The 17782-nt window shown below is 50.1% G+C and carries 18 protein-coding genes; 4 read left to right on the top strand and 14 right to left on the bottom strand.

Going from position 1 to position 17782, the window contains the following annotated elements:
* Positions 1-4 precede the first annotated feature (4 nt).
* Positions 5-988 (top strand): porphobilinogen synthase, encoded by a 984-nt coding sequence (hemB, locus tag AWQ23_RS08970; protein WP_062434637.1) that lies wholly within the window; start codon positions 5-7, stop codon positions 986-988.
* 137 nt (positions 989-1125) lie between these two features.
* On the opposite strand, the gene AWQ23_RS08965 is transcribed toward hemB, so the two are convergent.
* From AWQ23_RS08965 to AWQ23_RS08900, 13 genes are all read right to left on the bottom strand, one after another.
* Positions 1126-1581 (bottom strand): LCCL domain-containing protein, encoded by a 456-nt coding sequence (locus AWQ23_RS08965; protein ID WP_157072211.1) that lies wholly within the window; start codon positions 1579-1581, stop codon positions 1126-1128.
* Between the two features lie 75 nt (positions 1582-1656).
* Positions 1657-2829 (bottom strand): agmatinase family protein, encoded by a 1173-nt coding sequence (locus tag AWQ23_RS08960; RefSeq protein ID WP_062434628.1) that lies wholly within the window; start codon positions 2827-2829, stop codon positions 1657-1659.
* Positions 2830-2926: 97 nt separating this feature from the next.
* A complete protein-coding gene (locus AWQ23_RS08955; RefSeq protein ID WP_062434626.1) occupies positions 2927-3703 on the bottom strand; it encodes an ABC transporter ATP-binding protein in 777 nt (258 codons plus the stop codon).
* Positions 3704-3710: 7 nt separating this feature from the next.
* The gene (locus AWQ23_RS08950) at positions 3711-4541 is read right to left on the bottom strand and encodes an ABC transporter permease (protein ID WP_062434625.1); all 831 of its coding nucleotides are present in this window, start codon (positions 4539-4541) and stop codon (positions 3711-3713) included.
* A 65-nt stretch (positions 4542-4606) separates the two neighbouring features.
* Positions 4607-5647, bottom strand: a complete 1041-nt coding sequence (locus AWQ23_RS08945; protein WP_062434622.1) for an ABC transporter substrate-binding protein — start codon at positions 5645-5647, stop codon at positions 4607-4609.
* Positions 5648-5729: 82 nt separating this feature from the next.
* Positions 5730-6425, bottom strand: a complete 696-nt coding sequence (gene hypB, locus AWQ23_RS08940; RefSeq protein ID WP_062434621.1) for a hydrogenase nickel incorporation protein HypB — start codon at positions 6423-6425, stop codon at positions 5730-5732.
* 12 nt (positions 6426-6437) lie between these two features.
* Positions 6438-6803: a hydrogenase maturation nickel metallochaperone HypA gene (gene hypA / locus AWQ23_RS08935; protein WP_012307358.1), complete on the bottom strand. Its 366-nt coding sequence runs from the start codon at positions 6801-6803 to the stop codon at positions 6438-6440.
* A 100-nt stretch (positions 6804-6903) separates the two neighbouring features.
* Positions 6904-7401 carry a TIGR00725 family protein gene (locus tag AWQ23_RS08930; protein ID WP_062434618.1) on the bottom strand — a complete coding sequence of 166 codons (498 nt, stop codon included), beginning with the start codon at positions 7399-7401 and terminating at the stop codon, positions 6904-6906.
* Between the two features lie 2 nt (positions 7402-7403).
* Positions 7404-7997 carry a recombination mediator RecR gene (gene recR / locus AWQ23_RS08925; protein WP_083500703.1) on the bottom strand — a complete coding sequence of 198 codons (594 nt, stop codon included), beginning with the start codon at positions 7995-7997 and terminating at the stop codon, positions 7404-7406.
* Between the two features lie 64 nt (positions 7998-8061).
* A complete protein-coding gene (locus AWQ23_RS08920; protein WP_062436610.1) occupies positions 8062-9792 on the bottom strand; it encodes a diflavin flavoprotein in 1731 nt (576 codons plus the stop codon).
* 122 nt (positions 9793-9914) lie between these two features.
* Positions 9915-11021, bottom strand: coding sequence for a nicotinate mononucleotide-dependent phosphoribosyltransferase CobT (gene cobT / locus AWQ23_RS08915; protein ID WP_062434613.1), 1107 nt, complete (start codon positions 11019-11021; stop codon positions 9915-9917).
* A 142-nt stretch (positions 11022-11163) separates the two neighbouring features.
* A complete protein-coding gene (gene rpsU / locus AWQ23_RS08910) occupies positions 11164-11340 on the bottom strand; it encodes a 30S ribosomal protein S21 (protein ID WP_012307353.1) in 177 nt (58 codons plus the stop codon).
* A gap of 345 nt (positions 11341-11685) precedes the next feature.
* Positions 11686-12942, bottom strand: coding sequence for an MgtC/SapB family protein (locus AWQ23_RS08900; protein ID WP_062434607.1), 1257 nt, complete (start codon positions 12940-12942; stop codon positions 11686-11688).
* 144 nt (positions 12943-13086) lie between these two features.
* Here AWQ23_RS08900 and AWQ23_RS08895 point away from each other — a divergent pair, with 144 nt between their 5' ends.
* Both AWQ23_RS08895 and recJ read left to right on the top strand, forming a co-directional pair.
* On the top strand, positions 13087-13758 hold the full coding sequence (locus AWQ23_RS08895) for a J domain-containing protein (protein ID WP_062434604.1): 672 nt from the start codon (positions 13087-13089) through the stop codon (positions 13756-13758).
* 78 nt (positions 13759-13836) lie between these two features.
* The gene (recJ, locus tag AWQ23_RS08890) at positions 13837-16122 is read left to right on the top strand and encodes a single-stranded-DNA-specific exonuclease RecJ (protein WP_083500702.1); all 2286 of its coding nucleotides are present in this window, start codon (positions 13837-13839) and stop codon (positions 16120-16122) included.
* A 10-nt stretch (positions 16123-16132) separates the two neighbouring features.
* Here the strand turns inward: recJ and AWQ23_RS08885 are convergent, their stop codons facing one another.
* Positions 16133-16591, bottom strand: a complete 459-nt coding sequence (locus AWQ23_RS08885; protein WP_198158637.1) for a tetratricopeptide repeat protein — start codon at positions 16589-16591, stop codon at positions 16133-16135.
* Between the two features lie 199 nt (positions 16592-16790).
* On the opposite strand from AWQ23_RS08885, the gene AWQ23_RS08880 reads away from it, so the two are divergent.
* A complete protein-coding gene (locus AWQ23_RS08880; RefSeq protein ID WP_062434594.1) occupies positions 16791-17768 on the top strand; it encodes a metal ABC transporter substrate-binding protein in 978 nt (325 codons plus the stop codon).
* The last annotated feature ends 14 nt before the right edge of the window (positions 17769-17782 follow it).

Genomic DNA, 17782 nt, shown 5'->3' with positions numbered 1-17782 from the left:
AACTATGTTCCCTTCTAGCCGCCCCCGTCGCCTTCGCCAAAGTGAGTCGCTTCGCCGCATGGTGCGGGAAAATACCTTCACGGCCAATGATTTGATCTATCCCCTCTTTGCAGTGCCCGGAGAGGCGATCGCCAACGAAGTAAAGTCGATGCCCGGCGTGTACCAATTGTCCATCGACAAAATTGTCACCGAGGCCAAGGAAGTTTGGGAACTGGGTATTCCGGCGGTGATTTTATTTGGCATTCCCCCCGAAAAAGATAACGATGCAACTGGGGCCTGGCATGATTGCGGCATTGTCCAAAAGGCAACCACGGCGATCAAGGAAGCGATCCCGGAAATGACCGTCATTAATGACACTTGTCTGTGCGAATATACGCCCCACGGTCACTGCGGCTACCTGCAAACGGGAGATTTAACCGGACGCGTCTTAAACGATCCGACCCTCGAATTGCTAAAAAAAACCGCTGTGTCCCAGGCCAAAGCTGGCGCGGATATCATTGCGCCTTCGGGGATGATGGATGGTTTCGTCGCCGCGATTCGTGAAGGTTTAGATGAAGCCGGGTTCACCGATATCCCGATCATGGGCTATTCCGCAAAGTACGCCTCCGCTTACTATGGCCCCTTCCGGGATGTGGCTGAATCTGCTCCCCAATTCGGCGATCGCCGCACCTACCAAATGGATCCGGGTAATGGTCGCGAAGCCCTCAAGGAAGTGGAACTCGACATCCTCGAAGGGGTAGATTTTGTCATGGTCAAACCGGCCCTCGCTTACATGGATATTATTTGGCGCGTCAAGGAAATGACCAACCTGCCCGTCGCCGCCTACAACGTGTCTGGGGAATATTCCATGGTCAAAGCCGCAGCCTTAAATGGTTGGATTGACGAGAAAAAAGTCGTCCTCGAAACCCTCACGAGCTTTAAACGGGCGGGCGCAGATTTGATTCTCACCTACCACGCCAAAGACGCTGTGCGCTGGTTAGCAGAGTAAATTTTGGCCTGGGGCATATTTTCCCCAAGAGAATAAACAATGAATCATGGGGACGCTTGTAAGTTGTCCCCTTTTTCGTGATCAAAAAAAGCCCCATACATCGTACGGAGCCAAATTTTTTTCGCGAGTCTTAACAACTATTCCACCTCGAAACTGCCGCCCCAAGGCCCATAGCTAGAAGTTGTAATGCCGTTACGTTCTGTGCCGACAAAATCCGTTTGGGAACCCAGCACTTTGACCGTCACATTGCCCCCAGTAGTTGCTTCTAACAGACCTGCGTGGACAGCCGCCGTACAAATCGATGAGCCATCACTGTAGATATCCGTCCCCCAAATTTTTTCTGTGGGTTGTCCCGCCGGACAAATCACGTTGAGGGTCTGGCCTATTTGGCTCCGCAGACCGAGCATTCCTGGGGTTGTTTCCCAGTCAATGGCCCGGACTTTGGCCGTTTGGGTGCTGGGCTGGTGGTGGCTGATCTGGGTACTGGGTTGATGGTGAGCTACGGTTGGTGCAGGGTCGTGGTGGGCAAGGGTCGCAACGGGGGCAATCGCCAACCCCAAAACCGCGTAACTACCAAAGGTCAAATACTTCATCGCAAACAATTACTCTAGAAAACACAGACAAAGATCATGCTTTGCCATAAAAAACAGAACGCTCTCTCTAAAAGTCTAAGCCCAAGCCTGATCCACTGCCATATTTGCTTCGGGGTGAATGTAGGCGGGCTTTTCTTTGCGGGGTAGCTGACCAGATAAAACGAGGTGGGCCATGGTGTCACAAATCACGCGGGTCGCCATCAGGGATGTGATATCGCTAATGTCGTAGGGCGGTGAGACTTCGACGATTTCCAAACCGCAGACGGGGGCATTCCGGACAATCTTACCGAGGAGGGCGAGGGCTTCCCTGGGCAATAAACCGCCTGGTTCTGGCCAACCCGTGCCGGGGACAAATCCCGCATCAATGCAGTCAATGTCAAAGCTGATATAAACACAGTCGGTACCATCTAAGGCACGCTCCAGGGCAAACTCCGCCGCCGCATCGATACCCATTTCGGTAATATCAGTCACCGTGAGAATATTGGTCGCCCGTTCGCGACAAACCTTGACCCCTTGCCGGGGTACCTGCCAGCCGCCAATCCCCAACTGCACCAGATTTTTGGCGGGAGCATTGGCCATGTTGGTGGCATGGAACCAAGGACAGGTGTGCATCCGTTCGTCTAAATCTGTTTCCTGGGTGTCCACATGGCGGTCAAAGTGAATAATGCCTACTTTTTTATCGCCTAAATGCCGACAAACCCCCCGCACCGTGGGAAAGCCGATGGAGTGATCGCCGCCGAGAATAATCGGGAAAGCACCGGAACTAAACACATGGGCAACCCCTTTGGAAATTTGATCAAAGGATTTTTCGTTGTTGGCCGGAATCGTAAAGACGTCCCCCACATCACAGAGGGTTATTTGCTCCCGCAGATCAATGCCCATTTCAAAATTGTAGGGCGTATAGAGGGCAGAGATCCGCCGAATCCCCTGGGGGCCAAAGCGAGTACCGGGGCGATAGGTGGTACCAGAGTCGTGGGGAACGCCAAGGATGGCCACGTCATATTCACCGACCTTGCGGACATCTTCGAGATAAGGAGCCTTTAGGAAAGTGTTGATTCCGGCATAGTGGGGCAGTTCTCCCCGGGAAAAGGTGGGAATGCTGCGGTCTTTGATACTGGCGGCGGCTTCGAGGCCGTATTCCAGGCCCCGGTCTACTTCCTGTTGCCAACCGGTGAGGGGGAGGTGAGATTCTTTTTCGAGGGCTTCTTGGGCTTCGCTGGGGGGACGAAAATTCGGTTGTTCACTCATGGTGATCGGGCCTTTCTTGGGACGAATTTAGTTAACGATAGCAGTAACCAAGCAAATTCTTGGTTTTTGGGCAAATTACGCAAAATAGCTTTGCATTTTATGGGGTCTGTACTGCTTCTACGGGGACTTCACGCATTAGTTGCATCACATGGTATTTGTAATCGATAAATTCGGGCGATCGCTTAATTTCATAGCCATGGTGGTGGGAAAAATCTACCTTTAATTCTTCTTTGATACGTCCAGGGTGGGCCGCCATGACATAGATGCGCTGACCGAGAAAAATGGCTTCTTCAACATCGTGGGTAATTAAGAGAATACTGGTCTCGGTTTGCTCCCAAATTTCTAGGAGAAATTGCTGCATATTTTCTTTGGTTAAAACATCCAGGGCACCGAAGGGTTCATCCATCAACAAAATCTTCGGTTGGGACGCGAGGGCGCGGGCGATCGCCACCCGTTGTTTCATTCCCCCAGAAAGCTGTTTCGGCAGTGCTTCTTGGAAAGGCCCTAAACCGACCACATTGAGATAGTAATAGGCCCGTTCGTAACGCTCTTTTTTCGGTACTCCCTGCAATTTCAAGCCAAAGGTGACATTGTCCAAAACAGAAAGCCAAGGATAAAGGGTGTAGCGCTGAAAGACCATGCCCCGGTCAGCCCCAGGCCCGATAATTTCCCGCTGGTCAACGGTCACTTTGCCCGTACTCTGGGTTTCGAGGCCCGCAATAATCCTCAACAGGGTCGATTTTCCAGACCCGGACGCTCCGACCACACAAACAAATTCACCGCCTTCCACATGGAGATTGATGTTTTGGAGAGCCGTAATTTTTCCGTGGCGAGTTTGGAAAAACTTGTGAACTTGATCAACTTCTAAATGCATGATGTTTCTAGTCGAGAGACCAGCGACAGAGGAATCTTTGGAGCCAAATAAAACAGAGGTCAATGAGGAGGCCAATTAAGCCAATCACGATTAAGCCAGCGAAAATTTGGTCAGTATTTAAAAATCTTTGAGCGACACTAATGCGCCGACCTAACCCTTCTGTGGCGGCGACTAATTCTGAGACAATTACCAGGTTCCAGGAGGCAGCAATATTCACCCGGCCAGCATCAATAATTTTGGGCAAAATGTAGGGAAAGATCACTTTGATCACGATTTGGGGCCGATTTCCCCCCAGGGTGTAGGTGGCCTCAATCAGTTCTTTGGGGACAAATTTTACGGCATCCATAATCATCAAGGTATTGAAGAAGAGGGTGCCAATAAAAATTAGTAAAACCTTGGGAATTTCCCCCACGCCGAAATATAAAATCAACAAGGGAATAAAGGCTGGGGCAGGCATATAGCGGACAATGCCAATGATCGGCTCGCACAACGCCCGGATACTGGCAAAGGCCCCCATCAAAATGCCCAAGGGGATGGAAATGATGACCGCGAGGCTAAAGCCTGCCAGTACCCGCAAAACGCTGTAAATAATGTCTTTTTGCAGGTCACCGCTGGCCCATAAATTGGCGATCGCCTCCCAAACAGCCATAGGAGTCGGTAAAAAGAGCGGTTTAACCCATCCCTGACTAGAGATAACCCCCCACAGAATCAGAGGCAGCAGAATCGAGGCGGACATCAACAGCCAACGTAACTTTGGGGGAATCCCAGAGGTGATATCCCAAAATAACGAGGGCTTGAGCATCCGGAAAGAGGGTTTGATAACGGGCGCTTTAGTCATGGCGATCGCCAAAATAATGGATTTAAAAAATCCCCCGGAGGGAGAAAACCGAGGGGGGCAAAAAGCTACTGTTTTTCTGCATAGGCTTTCACGAAAGAAGGATCAAATAAACCGCTGAGATCCGCTGGCGCCGCAATTAACCCCGCATCCACCAAGAAGGTATTAATTTCCTGGGCGGCGTAGTTCAGGGAGATCATGCTTTCTTCTGTAGAATCAAAGGCCGTTAGGTTATCTTCAAGGCTAAAAATTGTCGTTCCCGCATCATATTCTTGATATTCTTCGACGGAAACATTGGCCCGTGCCGCCATGATTTCCAGGGCTTCCTCTGGATTTTCTTCAATGAAATCCAGTACCGCAAACCAGGTATCCACCAACCCTTGAACCGCTTCAGGGTTATTTTGAATTAACTCGCGACTGACCACCAAATGATCCGGAATCGCCCCCGGAAAATCCGCCGAAGAAATAAGCGTTTTACTGCCTTCCCGCTCTAAAGCCTGGGTCGTAAAAGGGGCAAAGGCTCCCACCGCATCCACCTGACCCGCGACAAATGCGGCGGCGGCGGCCCCCGTTTCTAAGGGCTTAATAATCACATCATCGGGGCCAAGACCCGCTTCCTGAAGCGCTAGCAATAGGAGAAAATGATCAACGGTGCCTTCTTCGATGGCGATGGTTTTTCCCTGCAAATCCTCAATGCTATTAATGCCTTCGCTGACGATAATTTGGTCATTCCCCGTGGAGTTGTCATTCACCAGAACAATGACTTGTTCAGAACCTGCTGCCACTGAACTAATCGTATCATTCAAGGTTTGGGTATTGGCGTCTAGTTGTCCCGCCGCAAAGGCATTAATCGAATCCAAATAACCATCAAACCAAGTCAGGTTTACATCCACGCCATTCGCTTCAAATAGACCTTTTTCTGCGGCAATTTGCCAAGGAAACCAACCGGGCCATGCACTAAAACCGAGGGTGATTGTTTCTGTTGCTGCTGGTGGAGTTTCTGGAGATTCACCCGTTGTTGTGGGGGGTGTAGTTTGACAGCCGACAGTTAAGGCAAAACCCGCACAAAATAGCGCCGGTCGGATCAGAAGACTAGGCAGTTTTAGCATAGGAAAATGACAAGAATAAACGCAAGGGATCAATTAAAAGGCGATCGCACCTTGCCTGTTGTTTATCCTGTTTTCGGACAAATTATGCTGTAACTTTCATTACATCTTCTCGATGACAACTTTTTTTAACCCAGTCATACCAAGTTTCTAAACCGTCCCCAGTCTGGGCAGAAACGGGGATAATCGTCGCGTGGGAATTCATTTGGCGGACATGATCAATAATCCGTTGGACATCAATGTTTAGATAAGGAACCAGGTCAATTTTTGTAACCAATAAACAATCCGCTTCTTGGAACATAACGGGATATTTGAGGGGTTTATCTTCTCCTTCCGTCACACTAAGGAGGGCAATTTTTGCATGTTCGCCCACTTCAAATTCAGCAGGACAAACGAGATTCCCTACATTTTCCACAAGCAATAGATCAAAATCATTTGGGTTATATTCCTGTTCGAGACGATGGAGTCCTCCGGAAACCATCTTGGCATCTAAATGACAGGAACGCCCGGTATTAATGGGGATCACAGGCACGCCGTATTGACGGAGGCGATCGGCATCGAGTTCTGTGGTCATGTCTCCTTCGATGACGGCCATTTTTAAGTCATCTCTTAGGGCGACCAGGGTTTTTTCGAGTAAAACGGTTTTACCAGCACCGGGACTACTCATCACATTGAGGCAGGTCAGGCCCCAGGCATCAAAATGTTCGCGGTTGTGGTCAGCGAGGTCTTGGTTGGCATGGAGGAGATTGACCCCCAGGGCAGCGTCAAAGGTCTGGTGCATGGTGGTTAGTTCCTAGGAATGGAGAGTTAAGGGAGCGTATTCAATGCGGTCGATTTTTAGCTCACGACCGGAGCGGATATCATCCATGGGCTGATGACAGTCTGGGCAAGAATATTGCAGGCCGATATTGGGGGCATATTCTTGTTGGCAGGTGTGGCAGTAGGCAATCAGGGGCGTTTCTTGGATCACCAGGGCTACCCCATCGAGAAATGTGCCTTGGGTTTGGGCGGCAAAGGTGAACTCCAAGCTGACGGGTTCAACGCAGGTAAATTGCCCCACGATGAGGTGGACTTTTTCGATCTTCACGGGTTCGGGATGGCTGTCCTGCCAATCTTTAATGGTCAAGATGAGGGCCTTGGTCATGTCCACTTCATGCATCGCCAGAGGCTCCGGATTGAGGGCTACTTTCGTCCACAATACAACAGGAATTGGGACAGAAATGTTTAGTTTATTGTTGACTGGAGGAATGGATGAATGCTCATGCGGGGTTGTCCATGAGGGCTTGAATTTGGGCGATCGCCCCTGGAATATCTTTCGCGACCGAAAACTGACCGGGAGCAAGTTCCGTAAAAAAGGCTTGGGTGGCCGGGCTGGGTTGCCAGAGAATGACGGGTTTGTGGTTTTTCAGGGCGAGGGCAATTTCTGAGACGGTGCCCAAACCGCTGCCCACTGCCACCACCACATCGGCACTGAGAACATTGACGTTATTGCGTCCGTGCCCCAAATCCGTACAGATGGCAATGTCGATACTGTCGGCTAAACCCTGGTGATTCTTTCCCGGCAAAATGCCCACCGTTAACCCCCCAGCTACTTTTGCTCCCTGACTAGCAGCGGCCATCACTCCAGCCGCCCTGCCCCCGGTGAGCAGCACCCACCCTGCTTCGGCGATCGCCTTTCCCAGATCGTAAGCAGCGGTTAAATTTTCTGGAGTAGCGCCGCCCCCCGGCCCCATCACCCCGATGATCAGTTTGCGCATTGTTAATCTAGTTCCCGGCGACCTTCTAAGGCCCTGGCCAAAGTGACTTCATCGGCATATTCCAAATCACCGCCCATGGGCAAGCCAAAGGCAATGCGGGTGACTCTAGTAAAGGGTCGCAGCAGTTGCGCCAGGTACAACGTCGTGGTTTCCCCTTCCACACTGGGATTGATCGCTAAAATCACTTCCTTGGTTTTCTCAGCGCTCACCCGTTGTACTAGGGCCTGGATTGTCAGTTGCTCCGGGCCAATGCCATCCATCGGCGAAATTACGCCCCCCAGCACATGGTACTTGCCTCGATATTCCCGGGTTTTTTCCAGGGCGATCACATCCCTGGAATCCGCCACCACACAAATCACGTCCGGCTCCCGTTGGGGATTGCGACAAATATCACAAACCGAAGTGGCCGACAGATGGAAACATTTTTGGCAAACGCCCACCTGTTTTTTCGCGTTCAATAATGCCTGGGCAAAGGCTTCCACATCCTTTTCCGGACGCTTGATAACGTATAGGGCAAGGCGTTGGGCGGTTTTCGGGCCAATACCGGGTAAGCGCTGGAACTGTTCGATCAAGCGGGCGAGGGGGGGCGTATAAATGGCAGGTTCCTCCAGGGACGGTCAAATTCTCCGAACCCTATTTTAAAAGGCGATCGCCTCAGCCTTAATAGTGGGTGCCTGATTTCCGGTGGTGGACGGCGGTCATGCCGTTATTTTGCAGCACTTGCCCCTTGTCGGTGGTCGCATAGATCACCCAATGGTCACCACATTCGAGCCGATTCGCCACAGTACATTCGAGATAAGCCAGGGCATCGGTGAGGATTTGACAGCCATTGTCCGCCGTTTCCGTTGCCACCCCAGCAAAACGATCCTCCCCAGGGGCAAAGGGTTTGAGGAAATGTTTCATCAGCCCTAAATGGTTCCCTTCCTGGAGGACATTGATCACAAAATTGGTGCCCTTGTGGAGGAGAGATTCGATCGCCCGTTCCTTGGCCACAGCTACCGTAAAGCCAGGGGGATTGAATGTTGCTTGGGAAACCCAGGAAGCCAGCATCGCCCCAGAAAGGTTGTCCTGTTGGGTCGTAACGATACAAAGGGAACCGACAATCCGACCTAGGGCTTGTTCCAGGTTGTCCGATTGGGATGTGGAGGCGACATTTTGTTTCGGTTGCCGCCGTTTAGCCGCTTTTTTAATCGCCTGGGCAAAGTCTGTCCCTGTTTCTTCGCAGGTTTTCAGGGTCACTGCCGTAGGTTTAAATTTGACGCGGATTGGCTCGAAGCCCATCTGGTAGCCCGCATCTTTAAATTTGCCTTCGAGGAGATCGATCGCCTCGCCGCTCCAACCGAAGGAACCAAAGACCCCAGCCAGTTTATTTTTGTCAGCATTGTTGAGGACGATTCCCAGGGCCGTTTGAATTTGGGTCGGGGCATGGCCGCCGAGGGTCGGGGAACCCATCACAAAGCCACTACACCGGGAAATGGCCCCTTTAATTTCCTCTGGGTCAGCGTGTTCAGCATTAAAGGTTTCGACCATCACCCCCGCTTTGGAAATGCCATGGGCGATCGCCTGGGCGACAGTAGCCGTATTCCCATAGGCAGAGGCATAGATGAGGGCCACGGACAGTTCGTTTTTCTGTTTTTCGATCCAGTGGCGGTAGTTATTGAACAGTTCCTGGCGACTGTAGCGGATTAGGGGGCCATGGCCAGGGGCATAGATTTTCGCAGGGATGTCTTCAATTTTGTTCAAACCAGCGAGGGTTTGGCGGATGGAACTGGCCATCACACAATCGAAATAATAGCGGCGGTCTTCGTCGTAAAATTGCCAGCCTTCGTCGAAAACTTGGTTGCCGCAAACGTGGGCGCCAAAGAATTTGTCAGTAAAAAGAATTTCCTCTTGGGGGTCGTAGGTGCAGAGGTGACCGGGAAAACGGGGAGTCGGCGTCGGGATAAATTCCAGCCCATGGCCTTTGCCCAAATCGAGGGTGTCACCACTTTTAACGATCTGCACATTTGGGGTTTCATCCTTGAGCAAATCCTTAAGGGCGATCGCCGCTGGGTTAGAACAAACCAACGTCACTTGGGGCGCAAGTTTGAGCAGTGCCTTGAGGGTAAAACAGCGGTTGGGGTTGGTATGGCCAAGGATAATGTAATCCAGTTGGCTTAGGTCTGTGCGGTTTTGGATTTCTGTTAAAAATAGCTCGGAAAAAGATTCCCCAGGGGGATCAAGCAATGCCGTTTTTTCCCCAGTGATCAGGTAGCTATTGGCCGTTGTCCCCTTTTGTAGGCCGTACTCAATCTCGAACTTGAGGCGATCCCAGGTGCGCGATCGCAGCAGCAGAACGTCATCACTCACCAAATAGGGTTGGATATCTCTGGGGGGTGTTGCAACGGCCATAAAATTTTGGGGATCAAAATGTGCTTCAAATCCCAGTATCGCAAACTTCGGCGGGCGATCGCCATTCGGTGACAATGCGTAAAATTTATCGCCCCAATTGGCAAACTCAATGCCCCAATCCCTTAATCTGCCGCGAGATAGGGGGCAATGGTACGTTCAATCATCGCTAACAATTCCGCCTGGGTCGCACCATAGGCCAAATGGGCGGCGATCGCCAATCCGCCTGCGCCCACTCCTTCTTTGACGTAACCCTGTTCGTAGGATTGCAGTTGTGAGTATTGAGAATTCGTAAAACTGAGTTGCGTCGCTAATAGGGGCACATTCCCGATTAAATTGGCCAAACCCACCGTGTCTCCCGTCGGATCTTCTGCGACCCAGCGCGTCGTGCCCACCGCAATATTTTTCGGATCAAAATCAAGCGAATGGTACTTACAAATCCGTTCCATCAAGGCATACACCGCTAACATTTGTGTTCCCCCTGCGAGCAAAACTCCTTGAGTCCTGCTTAAGGCGATCACCATGCCAGCGACGAAAATCTGCATCGGATCGCCCACTGTCGCCACCACGGCAAAAGGATCAGGGTTTGGGTTTAAATTTGCTTTTTTTAAACCTGTTTGCACAATTTGCCACTTTAAATCATGGTTGCACTCAATGTAGCTACTATTAACTTTTTGATGAGCGTCGTAACCTAATCCTGTCAACACCCCCAATGCCGTTGTAGTGCCTGCGACCACACATTCTCCTAACACAAACAAATGATTTGGATATTGGGTTGCTAGTTTTTTGCCCCAGGTTAAACCTTGCTCGAAAAGTTTGTTCACCGTTGAAAATTCGAGGGCCTTTCCTGTCGAAACACACCTTGCTTTTTGACCACCAACATCAATACAATCCACGGTATTTTTGTCTGGTTTAAGCCATAATCCTGTGTCAAATAAATAGGCAGGAATTTGATAATACTGCAAAATAGCACGGGATAAAATCGCCGGCGACGCCCCGACAATTAACGGCGGCAGGGGATAAATTGCCTGTTCTCGGAAACCATGACAAACACATTCCGCATCGGCGATCGCTGTATATTTGCGCGCCTCTGGGGTGGCCCCGGCAGCGGAAATGTTCGGAATTAAAGCCGTATCTGTAAAGCCCAAGCCACAGGCGAAAACGACCGATTTTTGCTGGTGATTACTGAGCCAAGCCTGGCCCTGGGTCTGTTGTGTATAAATGCGGATCATGTTGCCTTTCCTTGCCCTCAGTCTAGCCAGAACTATATTTCTCTCCTAAAAAAATTAGGAGAATCGCAATGATCCCCCTAATCTTCCTACTTATTCGTGATATTTCCGAACATCAAGATTCAATAACCAAGACAGAAATTCTTTAGCGGAAACGCTTTTTCCGACGGGCCACAGCCTTACGCTTACGCTTCTCGATGGGCGTTTCAAAGTGACGACGACGTTTGATATCAGCAAAAATACCAGCTTTAGAAACTTGACGCTTAAAGCGACGTAATGCAGATTCGATATTTTCGTTTTGTCCAACAACCACTTGGGTCATAGGGTATCCTCCTTTGTTGGTGATGTTATTAATTGAAATGAATGGAGCCGGGCAAATGATTTTTTACATCATTTCCTCGAAAAACATTTGGCAAACTGCCAGATATACGATCTTAGGATCTTTTTGGGGGGAGTTGCAAGGTTTGTCCTGTGAGGCATTCAGAAAAATGAGCTTAATCGAAAGCAACTTAAGGAAAGGCAACACCGGATCAAAACACGGTAGTCAGTGTCGTTTTTTCGAGGTTTATCAGCCAATGAAGCTGATTCTTTAATTAAAGTCCCGTACACCACCTCCAAAGGGGGTATTCAAAAGGCTCGTGAATCTTGATGGGAAAAAATATTTCACTCAGACTGCTAACAATACCAAAAAACCGGCAATTAAACCACTCAACATAATGCTGCCACACCAGTAGGCAAGTTTAGGATTGCCAATCGTCCGGGTGAAGCCTACTTTGACAAGGGTATTGGCCGTTACGGCTAACCAAATGCCATACATGGCAACTTTTTCGGGAAGATCGTCTTGTACCGCGTTGGCGAGGGATAAACTCACGGCATCGACATCGGCAAAGCCAGACAGGGCAGAGAGGAGATAAATCCCCTGTTCACCAAATTCTTCCTGGGCCCACCGCACCAACAGCGACAAGATCACCAGGAGGGCGGTGTATTGGAGCGCAGAACCCAGTTCAACGGGATTATTCACGCTCACTTCGGCGGGGGGTCTGTCCTGGGGTTGGGTTTTCCAACGGGCGATCGCCACTGCGGCAATTACAGGAATCAAACCCAAAATTAATAAAGGAGCCGCTAACTTGTAGGCCAGAGTTTGACTGACTACAGCAATCACCAACAGTAGCCTGGGGGCCATAATGCCGTTGGCGAGGACAATGCCAGCCGCAAGGGAAATGGTTTCGCTGGGTTGTTGTTTGGCCATGCGAGAAAAGGACACCGTCAAGGCAGTGGAAGAAGCAATCCCCCCAAAAAAGCCCGTTAACATCAGCCCAACCTGACTACCCAAAATGCGAATCGCAAAGTAACCGATGTAGGAAATGCCTGCAATCAAGAGCACCAGCCAACCGATCGCCCGTGGATTGAGAGCATTCCAAGGTCCCATCGCTTGATTAGGCAGAAGGGGTAACACGACCACCGCAATCAGCAGTAATTGGAGAGTTGCAATTAATTCCTGGCGCTGGAGCCAATTGAGGGTTTTCGTCAGTTCCGGTTTCGCTCCTAGGATCCAGGCCACCACCACCGCCACGGCGATCGCCTCTTGGGTAAAGCCACTCAAGGCCAAGGCTCCCAGACAAAAGGTGATCATTAAGGCCAATTCTGTCGTGCTGCCATAATCACCGGATTTTTTCGCGGTTAAAACATAGGAGGTGGCCACCAAACCCGCTAAACCGAGGAAAATGCCGACAAGAATACCAAATCCCCAACTTTGCGCCAGTAAAGCGGCAATTCCCCCCAGTAAGCCACAAATTGAAAAATTGCGGAGGCCGCTATCGCCGTAACCCTCATCGTCGGCCCGGTTGCGCCAGCCCCGTTCTAGGCCAATAATCACCCCCAAGGCTAAAGCGATCGCCAACTCGACAATCACATCTAAATTCATCGCATTCCTCAAATTTTCAACCTTAGCTTACCCACATTTAGGGGTCACAAAAATTTAAAAAACGCCTGAAACAGCCGCCAATTTCGGTTAGCATAACTCGTAATCTCGCCGCAATTTCTCGCAATTTTCAGCGAATTTCGGAGTATGACACCGCCAGATTATTACAAAGTGCTCAACATTTCTCCGAAGGCCACCCAACAGGAGATCAAGAACGCCTATCGTCGCCTCGCGAAGCAGTATCATCCAGACACCTGCGATAACGATCAATCTTCCAACGGCGATCGCATTGTGGCCCTAAACCATGCCTACGAAATCTTGGGGGATGCCCACCAGCGCAAGCAGTATGATCTCAGTCGGGATGCGGCAAACTATCGCGGAATTCGCTCGGCCCAGGGGACAACGGTGCGCCCCCGCCAAACCACAGAAACGGATTTAGATGTTTGGTTACAGCACATTTATCGACCGTTAAACCAGGCAATTTTAAAGATTATTAAGCCCCTAGAAGCTCAAATTGATGAGTTGGCAGCTGACCCCTTTGATGATGATCTGATGGCAACGTTTCAAACCTATTTAGAAGATTGCCAAGCCATTTTAGACCAGGCCCAAAAATTGTTTCAATCGTTACCAAATCCAGCTAATGTAGCGCGGGCCGCACGGGATTTATATTATTGCTTAAATCATCTGGGTGACGGGCTAGAGCAATTGGAATGGTTTACCCTCAATTACAATGAAGAATACCTCCACAGTGGCCAGGAAATGTTTCGCCGTGCCGATCAATTTTCTTGGCAGGCCCAGGAGGCGATCGCTCAATTATAAGAATATAATTTTGCCGTAATTGGCTATTGAATAAAATCTAACAGTCAAGCTATCAAACCCAGAGGAAAAAGCATTAAAGTGAATTGGCAGGTTTTAGTAACACCAGAGGTGCCGGACTCTTTTATTCAGCGGGTCGAAATCCTGACCGATGGCAAAGGCGATCGCCATTTAGCCCAACTCCTGTGGCAAAGGGGCTTTAATGATGAAAATACCTTAGCTGGCTTTCTCAACCCAGAGGCTTACGCGCCAACTTCTGCCTTTGCCTTTGGCCAAGAAATGAAACGGGCGATTCACCGCTTGATACAAGCGAAAGAACGGGGTGAAAAGGTGGCCATCTGGGGAGACTTTGATGCCGATGGCGTCACCGCGACGAGTGTTTTATGGGAAGGATTAGGACAATTTTTTCCCCAAGAAACCCAATTAACCTATTACATTCCCAATCGTTTAACGGAATCCCACGGCTTGAATAATCCAGGCATTGACCGCCTAAAAACTTGGGGCGCAAGTTTAATTATCACCTGCGATACTGGTAGCACAAACTTGACAGAAATTGCCCACGCAAAAAGCCTTGATATTGACCTGATTATTACCGATCACCACACTTTGCCAGAAACCCGACCCGACGTTTTATCGATTATTAATCCCCGTTACTTTGCTGAAAATCATCCCCTATTTCATCTATCTGGGGTTGCTGTGGCCTATAAATTAGTTGAGGCGTTATCAGAAACTCTACCGGATCCGACAAGGCCGCCGGTTACTGATCTTTTAGACCTCGTGGCGATTGGTTTAATTGCAGATTTAGTGGCCCTCAAAGGAGATTGTCGCTATCTGGCCCAGGTGGGGATCCAAGCCCTACAAAAACAAACAAACCCGAAAACTGTCGTCCATCCAGGCATCAAAGCGCTCCTCGATAATTGCCATAAAACCGGCGATCGCCCAACCGATATTTCCTTTGGCATCGGGCCACGAATTAATGCCGTCAGTCGCATCTACGGCGACGCAAGCTTTTGTGTGGAACTGCTCACCAGTCGTGAACGGGGCCGCTGTGGTTACCTCGCCCAACAGACAGAACTCGCCAATGCCCGTCGTAAAGAGATTCAACAAAAGGTCGTCCAGCAGGCCAAGGCCCAGATCGAAACCCTAGATTTATCGACCACGAGCGTTTTAGTGCTGTGTGATGCCCAGTGGCAGGGGGGCGTGCTGGGATTGGTAGCCAGCCAAATTGCCCAAACCTTTGGCCGCCCGACCATTCTTTTAACCTACGATCCGGAGCAAGACCTCTGGAAAGGATCCGCCCGTTCCGCCCACGGCATCGATTTGTATGATTTGGTACAAGCCCAAAGTCACCTGTTGTATCGCTTTGGCGGGCATCCCTTTGCGGCGGGTTTGAGTGTGCGGCCCGAAAATTTGGCGATGTTTAAAACAGCCATTAATCAACAGGCCCGGCAACAGTGGGGCGGCCACATTGAAATGCACCAGGGAGAAATCACCGTTGATCTTGTGGTGGCGATCGCCGACCTGGGGGAATCATTATTTCAATCTTTAGAATGCCTAGAACCCTTTGGGATGGGGAATCCAAAACCAAAACTATTGATCAAAGACTGTGGTCTGACGATGACTGGGTTTAGCAAATTGCGGGACAAATTCAATCGCAAACTGAATTATTTCAAGACAAACTTTGAGCTTTGGGATGAAACGGATCAAATTAGTGGCATTTGGTGGGGCGGCCATCCCGACGATTTAACCCAGGGGGCCGGGTTGGATGTGGTGGTTGAGCTAGACCGCAAAGAGGCCCAGACCCAGGATCAATATTTTGTGCGTCTCTTGGCTGTAGCCCCGACCGCAAAAATCGCCGCAGAATCGGCCCCACAAACGCTACTCGATTTTCGGCATCAGTCTCTCCCCCAGGAAGCTTTGGATCAGTATGTGTTGCAAAGGGATTGCCCTGTCACTTGGCAGGAACTTTATGGGAATTATCAACAGGCGATCGCCACGGGGAAAACCCTTGCCCTCCACTATGTTTCACCGACTGCCGATACTCCGGAACAGTGTTTTAAAACCCTAATTGGCATTGCGAAATATGTACTGGCCCAGGATCAAACGGTTTCCCTGGCTGACCTGAAAGCAAAACTCCATTGTGGCGATCGCCCCTTAGATTTCGGTCTGAAGGCTTTAAAGAATGTCGGCTTTGTCGCTGAAATTAAAGGCGAACAAGTGCGTTTTCAGCAGACGACCGTCACTCCTGATCCAGAAGCCTTTGCCCAATTTAAACAGGCAATCCTCGAAGAGCAATTTCAAAGGCAGTATTTTGCCCGGGCTCCCCTCGCTGTTATCCAAGCCACCCTCGAAAAAATTCTGGTCTAAATCGCAAAGCTTACTCCGGCACAGTCTGTAGCTGTTGGTAGAAAGTTTGGGCTTGGTCAAAATTTGGGGCGATCGCCAGGGCTTGATTCACCTGGGACAATGCCTGGGTTGAGTCCCCTTGGCGACTATAAATAATGCCCAGATTGTAATGGGCGAGGGCATGGATGCTTGCGGGTTCCTCCGGCTGATCCGGCAATGACAACACTGTCTGCAACAACGCTTCCGCGTCGTCCAACTGGCCCATACTGATGTAGATCAAGCTCAAATTGATGTAGGGATCAACAAAATTCGGATCAACGGCGATCGCCCTTTGGTAGGCGGCGATCGCTTGGTCAAAATCAGCCAGTTCATGGAACTCAACCCCCGACTGATAAGCTGCTTTTCCCTCGGCAGTTGGGGGCAACTCCAAACTCTGGGCTAAGGGCGGTACTACCTCTGAAACGACGGGAAATTGGGGTTCTGAAACCATTGCAAATACAACATTCAACATAAATTTTTCGACGACCCATTAGATATCGGCAACTATGGCCACTCCTCTAGCTTAACGATGGAGTACCTACGGAACGAATAGTAAAGAAACTTTACAAAAGCAGTTTTTAGGAGGGCAACCTTGGCAAATATGAAAAGAAAATGAGATAATCTGGCTACGATCTTTTCATAATTGTTTCATGATTCGGATAAACTTACCGCGTCAAACCCTCAGCCTAGTCGGTATTGTCTGCGGCATTTGGTTAGTAGGTTGTACCCAGCAAGCGGCTCCGCCAGTCAATAGTGATGTTTCGACTAATAACGAAACAACGGTTAATGACACAGACGGGCGCAAAAAAGTCTTAACCACATTCACCGTGATCGCCGACATCGCCCAGAATGTGGCTGGGGATAAATTAATCGTTGAATCGATCACCAGAATTGGAGCCGAGATCCACGGCTACGAACCCACCCCCAGTGATCTCGTGCGGGCCCAGGATGCGGATTTATTGCTCTATAACGGCATGAATTTGGAACGGTGGTTTGAGCAATTTTTAGGCAATCTCAACGATGTCCCCGCCGTCATTGTGACCGAAGGCATTGAACCGATTCCCATCACCGAAGGCCCCTATACCGACAAGCCCAATCCCCATGCTTGGATGTCGCCAAAAAATGCCCTGGTTTATGTCGAAAATATCCGTCAAGCGTTTGTGGCACTCGATCCAGACAATGCGGCAACCTATAACGCCAATGCCGCTGCCTACAGTGCCGAACTAGAGGCGATCGCCGCCGAATTTGAAGCTGATCTCGACCTTGTTCCCGAAGCACAGCGGTTCCTCGTCAGTTGTGAAGGCGCATTTTCTTACCTGGCCCAGGATTATGGCCTCGAAGAAATCTATATTTGGCCCATCAACGCCGAACAACAATTTACCCCCAAGCAAGTCCAGAGCGTCATCACCCAAGTTGAAGCCAACGATGTCCCCACCATTTTCTGTGAAAGCACCGTCAGCGACGAAGGGCAAAAAGAAGTGGCTAAGGCGACGGGCGCCCGCTTTGGGGGGAACCTCTATGTTGATTCTCTCTCAACCCCCGATGGCCCAGTGCCAACATTTTTAGATCTCCTCGAATATGACGTGCGGACGATCGCCAATGGCCTCCTCGCCGGAACAGCCCAGTAGGAGAAAACCCGCTC

The organism is Picosynechococcus sp. PCC 73109 (assembly GCF_001521855.1).
In the GTDB taxonomy this organism is placed as follows: Bacteria; Cyanobacteriota; Cyanobacteriia; order Cyanobacteriales; family MRBY01; genus MRBY01.
Note: the sequence above shows the minus strand (reverse complement) of the source record. Positions and strands in the feature narration are given on the sequence as shown.